Below are 11586 nucleotides of genomic sequence, written 5' to 3' on the forward strand. Positions count from 1 at the left end.
ATGCAAACTGAATTAACAGCCGAAGCCATTTATAAACAAGAATTCAAGACCGCCCTTCGTGGGTACTCACAAGAAGAAGTCGACCAGTTTTTGGACGTCGTCATCCGCGATTATGAGAAGATGACGAAAGAAATCGAACGGTTGCGCCAAGAGAACGAGTCGCTCCGCCGCGGTTCGAACGAACAAGCAGAACCGGTCAAACCGGCCCAGCCTGTCGCGTCGAACTATGACATGTTGCGTCGCATCTCGAATTTAGAAAAGGCCGTCTTCGGAAAACAGGTCGGCCCGAGCGAATAAAGTGAGGAGGTGGAGAAGATGTTACAAGTATTGACGGCCGTCAAAAAAGAACCTGAGAAACGACAGACGAAAGGCTTGTTCCGCACGAAAGAAGAAGTCATCGCACCGCCGAAGTCGTACACGGACGAGATCGTCGAGATTATCCGTCACACATGCCGGTTTGATTGGATGATGATCGAACAAGTCGAGCTTGGTGAGGATGTGCTCGATTATGTATTGGTCGGCCCGAAAGGCGTCTTTTTAGTCCGCATCAATCGGACGACGTCGGCCGTCCATATGACGAACCGTGACTGTCGTCTCGAGACGTCGCTCGGTTGGAAAAACATCTATCCGCATCCGATGGAAGAGCTTGAGCGGATGACGAAGCACGTCAGGAGCGTCCTGAAGAAGCAATGCGGACAGGCAGTCCCTGTCACGTCGTTCTTGATTTTCCCTGAGACATCCCGTCTCAAGGTCGAACGCATCAAAGCCAACTGTGCCGATACGTTCGATGTGATCGATGACGTCATCGCGAAAACGAAGCTCGAGCTGTTATCGGAGGCGACAATTAAACACATCGCCTACTATTGCTCGGAGCGTCAAGTACATAAATGAAAATGGCGCTGAAGCTTCAGCGCCATTTTCATTTCAATAATTGTCGGGCTTGTTCTGCATCTTTACGATGGACGAACAAAGCGACCCGGTCGTCCAAGTTTTTTGCGAGCGGGCGGAACAGGCGCCCGGTCGGCAAGCCGTGTTCGACGCGACACGTGATGCCTTGTTCCATCAAATACGTATAGTCGTCGATCAGCGCCTCGCCTTGCTTGCCAAACGCCTCGCCGAAACGGACCCACTGTAAATTACGGACGGCGCGGATCGAGACGAGCACGACGAATGTGATGCCTAAGACGATAATCAATAGCGTTTCCAAATCCAAAGCGTTCAACCCCTTCTTTACATAATTTTAAGGGTGCAACCGCTTGAAAGCAACAACGATAGACCGGTATACTCAAAAGAAAGTGAGGGATGACGATGAAAACAACGATTCAATCGCGTCGCGAAGCCGTGACGCTGCTAGAAGACAAGCACGTGCTCTACATCCGCATCCATAACGGGCAGACCGGGATGATCAAACAAACCGAAGACGGAATCGTCGTCGCGATTCCGAATGAAGAGACGGACAAAGTCGATTTCCGCAAGTTAGAGGACATCGAAGCGTTTGAGGCGTTCTACGATTTGACGCTCTCGAAGCCAGGGACGCTTTATTATAACCAAGCGTAAACAAAGCTCCACTCATCTCGAGTGGAGCTTTTGTCATGGTGTCGGGAGCCAAGTGGACATCGTCTCTTGCAACGAATCAGGGCGCAGGTGCCGTTGTTTATGAAGCAAATAGCCGTCCGGTCGGATGACGAGCACGCCGCGCTTCATGAACAATGATTTCGCGAGCTCGTTGCCTTGGTCGAAGAAGGGACGACTCGTCTTCGAGAGCGTGATGATTTGGAAGAACGATTGATGATCGTTCAAATAATCATAGAGTGCGGTCGCATCACGTTTATCATCGTCGAGGATGAGCACTTGGAACCGGCCGTCCGCAATCTCTGAGATTTTGGTGCGCAACCCGTCATCGGTCCGGATGATCTCGATTTCCGGGAAGATTTTGCCCTTGGCGACACGCAAAAACGGAATTCGGGAATGCCCGGGATAAGACAAGTGCAGTTGGGCGATTCGTTCCGTTATTTTTTGGTTGACCAAGTTGACGCGCGTAAAGACGTCGGCGCCGAGCGCTTGGAACGGCAAGAGGACAGGCAACGTCGTCTGTAACACCTCAGTCGCCACGTTCGTCGTCTGAAGTACGTTACGAGCCACGTGTTCACGTTCGTCGCGATACGAGGCGACGACGCGGAACGGGGCACCAGCCTTCAAATGAAGCCACAACTTCCACCCGAGGTTGAACGAGTCGGCGATGCCGGTATTCATCCCTTGTCCGCCTACGGGTGAGTTGATATGGGCGGCGTCTCCCATTAAAATGACTCGATTGTGGATGAACGAGTCGACCATACGGTTGTGGACCCGGAAGAGCGAGAACCACTCAACTTCGTCGATCTCGACATCCATATGGCTTCGCTGTTCAATCAAATTGCGCAGTTCCGACTCATTGAACGACTCGTCGCTCGCGAGGTTCCCTGTGATGCGAATCGTGTCATCCGTGAGCGGGAAAACTTCTAAGACGCCCCGGTCGGAAAAGAAAATATGCACTTCTTCGCGCGAGATGTTCCATTTGGCTTTCATATCGGCGAGCACCCATGACTCTTTGAATGATTTTCCGCTAAACGGAAGGGCGAGCATCCGACGAATCGAACTGTTCGCCCCATCGGCAGCGACGACGTATTTGGCTTCGATCGTCCGGTTTGATGCATCTGACTCAAGGTGGGCGAGCACTCGAGACGGGTAATGTGTCAACGAGACGAGCGATTCACCGCGCTGGACGGAATGACCGTGTCCGTTTAACGCATCCTCTAAAATCGCCTCGGTCTCGTTTTGGCGTAGCAGCGTCACGAACGGGTACGGCGTGACGAGGCGAGAAAATTCAAGTTTGGCCGTCCATTGACCCGAGAAGTATAGATTGCCTTTCTCGATGGTCCGTGCCCGGCCGAGTACTTCCTTGGCGACATCGAGACGAGAGAACACTTCGATCGTTCGCGGTTGAATCCCGATGGCCCGGGAATTGTTCGACGGGGTCGTCTTACGATCAATAATTTCAAATGAGATCCCATATCTGGCTAACGTCAATCCGAGCGTGAGTCCGGTCGGGCCCGCTCCGACGATCAATACATCAACTTTTTTATCCACCACATCCACCAACTCCTATCGTTAATAATGATATTTCCGACATTTGATGCGTTTAAACGAGGAGACAACGGTGGAAGTGTAGAAACAAAGAGAACGAGGTGGAGAGAATGGACAAATCGTGGATCACGGAACAACAACTACGTGACAGTTTCTCGATGGAAGAAAACTATGAACAGACGGCAGCCGTTTTGATCCCGTTGACCGAGGTCGACGGGACGTGGCACGTCGTCTTTGAAGTACGCGCCCATACAATGCGGCGTCAACCCGGAGAAATCTCATTTCCGGGCGGCCGTCTCGATCCCGGCGAGACACCGGTCGAGGCAGCTGTTCGAGAGACGAGTGAGGAGTTATTGCTCGCCTTATCCGATATCGAAGTCATCGGTCGCCTGCAGCCGCTCGCGACGCCGCACCGGCAACTGATCTATCCGTTCGTCGGGGTAATTCCACTGCTACCGGACGTGCATCATACGGATGAGGTCGACCATTTATTTTCAATCCCGGTCGAGACGTTGCTTTTGCTAGACCCGTTCCATGGGGAGATGGAATGGACGATGAACCCGGATCAAAATATCCCATTTGAACGGATGGCAAATGCTAAAGCGTACGAAAAACGGGTAATTAAAATGAGAGAACCTTTTTATGAACATGAAGACTACATTATTTGGGGATTGACTGGAAAAATTTTGACACAATTTATTAAACGACTTAAAGAAAACGTATTCAAACCGATATAATTTCGTTATAATGATAGAAACAAATTTAAGATTGGAAGTGAATGGCTGTGTCTGTAGAATTCGTTGTGGGTGATATCGTCAAGTCAACTCGTGAAGGTTGGGTCGCAGAAGTGACTGCCGTATTGACCAATACGGTCATCGGGGACGTTTCCATCATGGAAGAATTTCAACAGCTTGGTCTCGAATTTGAGAAGCAAGTTTTACTGAAAAAAGATTTGGAATTGATCGAACGCGCCAGCTGACCTTTTAATCGAAAGGGATGATTCAGGTGTCCATTGACAAAAAAGTTCGTGAATGGGAAGAGGCCGGTTTACTTGATGAAGTAACCGGTCAGCGCTTGGTCGAATATGAACATAAGAAATTGGCGGTCGGTGACAAACGTGAGCACAAACCGCCTATTCTTGTGGTCATCGGTTCTATTTTGCTCGCACTCAGTCTATTCAGCTTTGTCGCGGCCAATTGGCAAGCGATTCCTGACCTTGTGAAAGTCGCTATTTTCCTCGTGTTTATGGTCGGGATGTATGTGACCGCCGAACGCCTGCAAGTGAAGGCGTCACGCTATGTCACGCTGTTCCGGCTTTTAGGCGTTGCTTTCTTCGTCGCCACGATGATCGTCATCTTCTCCACTTATAATCTGTCCTCGCAAATTCCGCTCTTATTTTGGCTCTTCCTTGCCGTCGCTGTTCTGCATAAATTGATCTATAAGCATCCCATCTACACGTTCCTGGCCGCGCTCGCTGCCTTTTTGGCGGTCACGAACAGTTTTCAAGGCATCGGCATCACGTTGATCGCGTTCGGGTTCCTCGTGACCTGGGTCTGGTTCCATTACGGAGACAACGAGCTCGATCGTATCTTCGCCTGGTTCGGCTTTTATGGCCTCCTCATCACAATCGGTCAATATGCCGACTACGAAGGACGCTTTTGGCCGCTATGGGCCCTTGCTGCCTTACATGTCCTATTCCTTATCTATCGTGAGCGGGCCCAGTGGAATTATTTGTACCTCTTCGTCGCAGCCGTCCTATCGATCGGTTATTTAATCAATGCGACGGAAGGCTGGTTGTCGCAACGAACGCCCTCGGTCATCGAGGCGACGATCCTTTCGGTCATCCTCGTCGCCGTCTATTTACTTCACCGACGCCAGGACTTGATGTGGGTCAGTTTACTCGCTGTCATCCCGTTCTCGTTATTCGAAGACTCCGGCATCTTGCTAGCGGTGCTACTTGAAGTGGTCGCACTCGCCTATCTCGTCTATCAAGACCACAATCGCAAACCGATCGTGCTTGCTTTCATTTATTTCTTGCTCGTCCAAATGACGATTTACTTCATTTACGTTTGGGATCGACTCGACATTTCGCTGTTCTTCCTCATCGGAGCATTGATCGTCTTCGCACTGTCGCTCGCTTTGTGGTGGCGCAGCCGTAGCCGTACGAGAGGGGATGCTCAGACATGAAACGATTGACGCCTTGGCTAGTGCCGGTTTTGCAAGTAGTGATCGCTGTCGGTTTTATTCTGCTCGTCTATGCGGTCTCCTGGTTCGGAGAGACGTATACGTTCAAAGCGACCTCCTATGAGCCGTACGATCCGTTCTTTGGAGACTTTGTCTATTTGGAATACGATTCGTTCGACGGCAGACAAGATGTCGAATCAGGGACGGTATACGTGTCGTTCAAAACGGGGGACGACGGTTATGCGACCATTGATCGGGTCAGTTCACGGCCGTTCTTCGGTGGCACTCGTGCCAATTACTATGACCGGCAAGTGTATATCAATGACATGAGTTCGTATCGGATCGCCGAAGAAGAAACGTCGGCGATCGAAGGTGCGAAAACGTTCGAAGTGGATGTCGACGTGGCACCTTGGGGCATGGTTCGCCCCCATGATTTACGCTCGATTGAAGCTGAAACAGAATGACAATCAGATTACAGATTTGTTACACGTTATGTTGTAACGAATCTGTAATTTTTTACGAAAACGGTTGGTAACACTAGGTTTATTGTAAATGTTACAGATTGTAACCAGTTCTTTCTTGATGTGTCAGAAATATTTCACTTCGTCAAAATCCCTTCTCGTGATTGAAACGACATGGTAAATTTACTCCTGTTCGTTAGATGACGAGAAAGGTGCTGACCTATTAATGCATTCCTTAAAATATATAATCGCGATTTTATTTGCCGCTGTTGGAACATTCGTGTTTGCTGCGAATGCCGATGCCGCCCAAATTGGAATCGGGACTGAACAGAAAATTGTCCAAAACCCACTTGAATTAGAACGTCAGGCTATTGAGTTGGAACGCCAACAAGAAATCGAACGTAAGAAACGTCTTGCCGAAGAGAAACGGCTCGCTGAAGAAAAACGTTTAGCCGAAGAAAAGCGCTTGGCAGAAGAGAAAGCCAAACGTGAACAGGCCGAGCGTGAAGCGAAAGCGAAAGCAGAACGTTTGGAAGAAGAAAAGCGCGTCGCTGCCGAACAGGCACGACAAGAAGAAGCGAAACGCCAAGCCGCAGCAAAAACCGAGAAGAAGCAACAAGCGGCATCGAGTGCGACCGTGACACCGGTCTCGACACAAGGACGTGTCATTCAAGCCGAGTCAACGGCCTACACGAACGATGCAGCTGACAACGGTTCTTACGGGGGACGCGTCTTGACGGCGACAGGCCATGACGTGACAGACTCGATTTATTATAACGGCATGCGTATCATCGCGGTCGACCCATCTGTCATCCCGCTCGGTACGGTCGTTCAAATCGACGGCATCGGCCAAGCGATCGCCCTTGATACAGGAGGGCGCATTAAAGGGAACATCGTCGATTTACTCGTCGACACGAAGAGCGAGGCCATCAATTGGGGTCGTCGTCATATCACAATCACATTGCCATAATCTAAAGGTTCTCCTGCGGGGGAACCTTTTTTGTCTCGCCTCGTGGGTTGGCAGTCTTTCGACCGCGTCCCAGCACGTTTCATTGTTTAACAATCGTTGGAAACGGGCAAACTAATATTTGACTTTCATGAAAAGTTACGAGCCGAGGAGGGGTAGAGTTGATAGAATTCCAAAGTGTATCTAAGCGTTACGAAGACGGGACGTTAGCCGTCAAAGATTTGGATTTAACAGTACGAAGAGGCGAGATTTTTGTCTTGATCGGCCCATCAGGGTGTGGCAAGACGACAACCATGAAAATGGTGAATCGACTGATCGATCATACCGACGGGAAAATTTTGATTGATGGGAAAGAGATTTACCAATTCGATATTTATGAGTTACGCCGCAATATCGGTTATGTACTTCAACAAATTGCCTTATTCCCTCATTTAACGGTCGAAGAAAATATTTCTGTCGTTCCTGAACTATTGAAGTGGCCAAAGCAAAAGACGAAAGACCGCGTGACCGAACTCATGGAAATCGCCGGATTAGATCCCGTCTTGCGGGCTAAAAAGCCGACCGAGCTATCCGGTGGACAACAGCAACGCGTTGGGGTGCTCCGTGCGCTCGCGGCCGATCCTGACGTCATCTTGATGGATGAGCCGTTCTCGGCACTCGACCCAATCAGCCGGGGCCAACTCCAAGACGATATTAAACGCTTGAACGATGAACTTGGGAAAACGATTTTGTTTGTGACCCACGACATGCAGGAAGCGATGAAACTCGGAGACCGTATCGCGTTGATGCGTGACGGCGAATTGGTCGTCGTCGGGACACCAGACGAAATCAGAGCGAGCACGGACCCGTTCGTCCTCGACTTTACACAACGCGGAAGAGGTGAGGTTGATGCTTGAGACATTCCAAAACCGACGAGGGGAACTCGTCGAGGCGCTCATCGAGCACTTGCAGCTCTCTGTCGTCTCCTTATTGATCGCGGTCTTGATTGCCGTCCCGCTCGGTATTTGGTTGACGCGCCGTAAAAAAGTGGCCGAGACCGCCATCGGTGTCACTGCCATCATTCAAACGATTCCTTCTTTGGCGCTCCTCGGACTGATGATTCCACTTGTTGGGATTGGCGCCTTGCCGGCGACGATCGCCCTCGTGTTGTACGCCTTACTCCCAATTTTACGAAACACGTTCACCGGACTGAACGAGGTCGACAAATCGCTCATCGAAGCGGCACGAGCTTGCGGCATGAAGCCGAACCAGAGCTTGATGAAAGTCGAGCTCCCGCTCGCCTTGCCGGTCATTATGGCCGGGATTCGAACGGCGATGGTCCTCATCGTCGGGACGGCGACGCTCGCTGCCCTCGTTGGAGCAGGTGGGCTCGGGACGTTGATTCTTCTAGGAATCAACCGGAATGACAACTACTTGATTTTACTCGGCGCCATCCCGGCCGCCATCCTCGCTCTCTTGTTCGATTTCTTGCTCCGACAAATGGAAGGCGCGACAGCTACACGGAATAAGACAAAATTGATTGCTGTCTCTACCGTCTTGGCGTTAATCGTCGCGGCACCGCTCGCGCTCGGTCGCACGCAACAGACCGATCTCGTCGTCGCCGGAAAACTTGGACCAGAGCCTGAAATTTTAATGAACATGTATAAATTATTGATCGAGGAAGAGACTGATTTGACTGTTTCTGTCCGACCAAACTTTGGCGAGACGACATTCGTCTGGGGTGCGCTCCAATCTGGTGATGTCGATATTTACCCAGAATTCACAGGGACGGTACTCGCCAGTCTCGTGAAAGAGACACCGAACTCAAATGACGCTCGCGAAGTGTATGAACAGGCTCGTGATGCGCTGGCAGACGACGGCTATGCCTTGCTTGAGCCGATGCAGTTCAACAACACATATGCCATCGCCATCCCACGCGACTACGCCGAAGAGGAAGGCATCACATCGATTTCTGATTTACGAAACGTGCAAACGGACATTAAAGCCGGCTTCACGCTCGAGTTTACGGACCGGGAAGACGGATACCCTGGACTTCAGCAAGCCTACGGTCTCGACTTTCCGTCGGTCGTCTCGATGGAACAGAAACTCCGTTACCGCGCCATCGCTCGTGGTGACGTCAACCTTGTCGATGCATACGCGACGGACCCGGATATCGCCGAGAATGATTTGCTCGTCCTTGAAGATGATCAACAGTTCTTCCCGCCATATCAAGGGGCACCGTTGCTCAAGCAAGAGACATTAGACGAGCACCCTGAAATCGAGGACGCGCTCAATCAATTGGCTGGTAAAATTACAGATGAAGAAATGTCTGAACTCAACCGCCGCGTCGCGTATGGGAATGAGCGTGCTTATGACGTCGCACAAGACTTCTTGGAGCAGGAAGGTCTCCTATGAGAGCAATGATTATCTCGAATCCAACATCCGGTGCAAGTGAAACGATGCTCGGTGAGGTTGTCGGGACGGTCGAATCCTTGTATGACGAGATTCTGATTCGAAAGACGCTCGGACAAGGAGATGCTGCCCGCTTTGCCGAGGCGAGTGGGTCGTTCGAGCATTTAATCGTCATCGGTGGGGACGGGACCCTGCATGAGGTCGTCAACGGCCTCATGTCACTTCCGAAGGACGAGCGGCCGACGGTCGGCCTCGTCCCCGGTGGTACGTGCAACGACTTTGCCCGTGCGCTCGATTTACCAGTCGAACCGATTGAGGCGGCCCGGTTATTTAAGATGAGTCATGTCCAGCCCGTCGACGTCATGCGGGTCAATGATCGATATGGCCTCAATTTTATTGGGGTCGGCCTGATCGCCGACGCATCGCGACAAATCGATCCGCTTCAAAAAGAATCTCTTGGTTCCATCGGCTACTTTTTAGCGACAATCCGGCAGTTTCGTGAACTCGACCCGTTCGACGTCCGCATCGAGCAGGACGGAGAAGTCGTCCATGATGGGCCGGTCAGTTTTTTGTACGTCGGAAACGGGGCTTATCTCGGTACGGTACCGACGAAACTCCCGACCCAGTCGTTCACCGACGGACTCGTCGAAGTCGTGCACAGCTCGGCCATCGGCTTTCCAATGATTCGTCAATTGTTGACCCAACAACTCGGACTCGAACAGTCGTCGCCGGAGTGGGTCCATCTACAGATGTCTCAACTGACCGTCCATTTGAGCGAATCACAGATCATCGACGTCGATGGGGAACATTTTGAGGCGGACCGATTACACATCGACGTCTTGCCAAGTGAACTGACATTCCTTGTGCCATCCCACTAAAAACCAGACAGAGAAAAGAATTCAGACTTTTCTCTGTTTTTTGTTGTTCTCATTTCTGAACAGTGTTAGTATTTCACTATTATTATGAAAATAGATATGAAAACAGGAAGTAGGGATGGTAATGGCGCAAAACTCGTTCGCCTCAAAAATTGGATTCATCTTAGCGGCCGCAGGGTCAGCGATTGGTCTCGGTGCGATCTGGAAATTTCCGTATGTCACCGGCACAAGTGGAGGCGGCGCCTTTTTGCTCATGTTTTTAGCGTTTACGCTCTTACTCGGTCTCCCGTTATTGATCGGTGAGTTCATCGTCGGACGCTCGACACAAAAAACGGCACTGCTCGCATTCAAAAAATTAGGACACGGCCGTTGGACGCTCGTCGGTTACCTTGGTGTCATCGCATGTTTCTTATTGCTCTCATTCTACAGTGTCATCGGTGGTTGGGTCTTAATCTATGTCGGTCTCGGCTTGAGCGGGACATTGAACGGCCGATCGCCTGACGAATTTGGTGCCGTCTTCGGAGATGTCGTCTCGTCACCAGGCATCGCCGTGTTCGGTCAATTCTTATTCTTATTGATCACGCTCTTAATCGTGCTAAAAGGCGTCGAAGCTGGAATCGAGCGGATGAGCAAGATCTTGATGCCGCTCTTGTTCGTCAGTTTCATCGTCCTCGTCATCCGCTCATTGACGCTCGACGGGGCGATGGAAGGGGTTCGCTTCTTCTTGCAGCCTGACTTCTCTGCCTTGACGGGGGAATCGGTCTTGTTCGCCCTCGGTCAAGCGTTCTTCTCGCTATCACTCGGGGTTGCGGCCATGTTGACGTATGCGTCCTACATTAAAACGAAAGGCACACTCAATCGCTCGGCGAATATGATCGTTCTATTGAACATCGCCGTCTCACTGTTGGCGGGTCTCGCGATTTTCCCGGCTGTGTTCGCATCAGGTCTCGACCCGGCTGAAGGCCCGGCCCTTCTCTTCGTCGTCTTGCCGGCCGTCTTCAATCAAGTTCCGCTCGGTGGTTTCTTCATGGTATTGTTCTTCTTGCTGTTCACGTTCGCCTCGATCACGTCATCGATTGCGATGCTTGAAGTCGTCGTCGCCGGTGTGACCGACCGACTGAACGAAAAGAAACAGACGATGTCGAAACGGAACGTCACACTCTTGTCAGCAGCGATCGTTTTTGCGGTCGGTATCCCTTCGGCCCTCTCGTTCGGAGTCATGAGCGAGATGCAGTTCTTGTACGGTCGTACGTTCTTCGATTCGATGGACTATATCGTCAGCTATGTCTTGATGCCGGTCGGTGCGCTCTTGACATCAATTTTCGTCGGGTATGTCGTTGATCAACGCATTCTTAAAGAAGAGATTCAAACATCGGGCGCTGGTGTCAAGCTGTACCCGGTCTGGCACTTCCTCATCCGTTATGTCATTCCGGTGACGGTCGCCATCGTCATGGTGTCAACTTGGGTCACGGTGTAACGTGACGAACTCCTCCTGATTCATTGAATCAGGAGGTTTTTTTACATTCGAGCGACCCTGACTTTTCGTTCTTGCGACCGAGAGAGCGTGCGGCGTCATTATGCTAAG

The 11586-nt window shown here is 51.0% G+C and carries 14 protein-coding genes; 12 read left to right on the forward strand and 2 right to left on the reverse strand.

Annotated features, from left to right (window positions below; genetic code table 11):
* Together gpsB and KNP64_RS02775 are read left to right on the forward strand one after the other, a co-directional pair.
* The gene (gene gpsB, locus KNP64_RS02770; RefSeq protein ID WP_034777365.1) at positions 1–297 is read left to right on the forward strand and encodes a cell division regulator GpsB; all 297 of its coding nucleotides are present in this window, start codon (positions 1–3) and stop codon (positions 295–297) included.
* 18 nt (positions 298–315) lie between these two features.
* Entirely contained in the window at positions 316–891 is a 576-nt protein-coding gene (locus KNP64_RS02775) for an NERD domain-containing protein (protein ID WP_138859540.1), read from the forward strand.
* Positions 892–919: 28 nt separating this feature from the next.
* Here KNP64_RS02775 and KNP64_RS02780 read toward each other — a convergent pair whose 3' ends face one another.
* The gene (locus tag KNP64_RS02780; RefSeq protein ID WP_251126254.1) at positions 920–1213 is read right to left on the reverse strand and encodes a hypothetical protein; all 294 of its coding nucleotides are present in this window, start codon (positions 1211–1213) and stop codon (positions 920–922) included.
* A 95-nt stretch (positions 1214–1308) separates the two neighbouring features.
* Here KNP64_RS02780 and KNP64_RS02785 point away from each other — a divergent pair, with 95 nt between their 5' ends.
* On the forward strand, positions 1309–1557 hold the full coding sequence (locus KNP64_RS02785) for a hypothetical protein (RefSeq protein ID WP_034779838.1): 249 nt from the start codon (positions 1309–1311) through the stop codon (positions 1555–1557).
* 33 nt (positions 1558–1590) lie between these two features.
* On the opposite strand, the gene KNP64_RS02790 is transcribed toward KNP64_RS02785, so the two are convergent.
* Positions 1591–3126 (reverse strand): FAD-dependent monooxygenase, encoded by a 1536-nt coding sequence (locus KNP64_RS02790; protein ID WP_371815591.1) that lies wholly within the window; start codon positions 3124–3126, stop codon positions 1591–1593.
* 107 nt (positions 3127–3233) lie between these two features.
* On the opposite strand from KNP64_RS02790, the gene KNP64_RS02795 reads away from it, so the two are divergent.
* From KNP64_RS02795 to KNP64_RS02835, 9 genes are all read left to right on the forward strand, one after another.
* Positions 3234–3860 carry an NUDIX hydrolase gene (locus tag KNP64_RS02795; RefSeq protein WP_214709992.1) on the forward strand — a complete coding sequence of 209 codons (627 nt, stop codon included), beginning with the start codon at positions 3234–3236 and terminating at the stop codon, positions 3858–3860.
* Positions 3861–3901: 41 nt separating this feature from the next.
* A complete protein-coding gene (locus KNP64_RS02800; RefSeq protein WP_214710973.1) occupies positions 3902–4102 on the forward strand; it encodes a DUF2187 family protein in 201 nt (66 codons plus the stop codon).
* Between the two features lie 17 nt (positions 4103–4119).
* Positions 4120–5310 (forward strand): DUF2157 domain-containing protein, encoded by a 1191-nt coding sequence (locus tag KNP64_RS02805; protein ID WP_214763930.1) that lies wholly within the window; start codon positions 4120–4122, stop codon positions 5308–5310.
* Positions 5307–5771 (forward strand): GDYXXLXY domain-containing protein, encoded by a 465-nt coding sequence (locus KNP64_RS02810; RefSeq protein ID WP_214791470.1) that lies wholly within the window; start codon positions 5307–5309, stop codon positions 5769–5771. The genes KNP64_RS02805 and KNP64_RS02810 overlap by 4 nt, the downstream gene beginning before the upstream one ends.
* Positions 5772–5994: 223 nt before the next feature.
* Positions 5995–6738: a 3D domain-containing protein gene (locus tag KNP64_RS02815; RefSeq protein WP_214752792.1), complete on the forward strand. Its 744-nt coding sequence runs from the start codon at positions 5995–5997 to the stop codon at positions 6736–6738.
* A 158-nt stretch (positions 6739–6896) separates the two neighbouring features.
* Entirely contained in the window at positions 6897–7631 is a 735-nt protein-coding gene (locus KNP64_RS02820) for an ABC transporter ATP-binding protein (protein ID WP_214752794.1), read from the forward strand.
* A complete protein-coding gene (locus KNP64_RS02825; RefSeq protein ID WP_034777372.1) occupies positions 7624–9129 on the forward strand; it encodes an ABC transporter permease/substrate-binding protein in 1506 nt (501 codons plus the stop codon). The genes KNP64_RS02820 and KNP64_RS02825 overlap by 8 nt, the downstream gene beginning before the upstream one ends.
* Positions 9126–10004 (forward strand): diacylglycerol/lipid kinase family protein, encoded by an 879-nt coding sequence (locus KNP64_RS02830; RefSeq protein ID WP_214791469.1) that lies wholly within the window; start codon positions 9126–9128, stop codon positions 10002–10004. Before KNP64_RS02825 ends, KNP64_RS02830 begins: the two co-directional genes overlap by 4 nt.
* A 121-nt stretch (positions 10005–10125) precedes the next feature.
* Entirely contained in the window at positions 10126–11478 is a 1353-nt protein-coding gene (locus KNP64_RS02835; protein ID WP_214791467.1) for a sodium-dependent transporter, read from the forward strand.
* Positions 11479–11586: the final 108 nt, after the last annotated feature.

Source organism: Exiguobacterium sp. s64, from assembly GCF_018618035.1.
In the GTDB taxonomy this organism is placed as follows: Bacteria; Bacillota; Bacilli; order Exiguobacteriales; family Exiguobacteriaceae; genus Exiguobacterium; species Exiguobacterium mexicanum_A.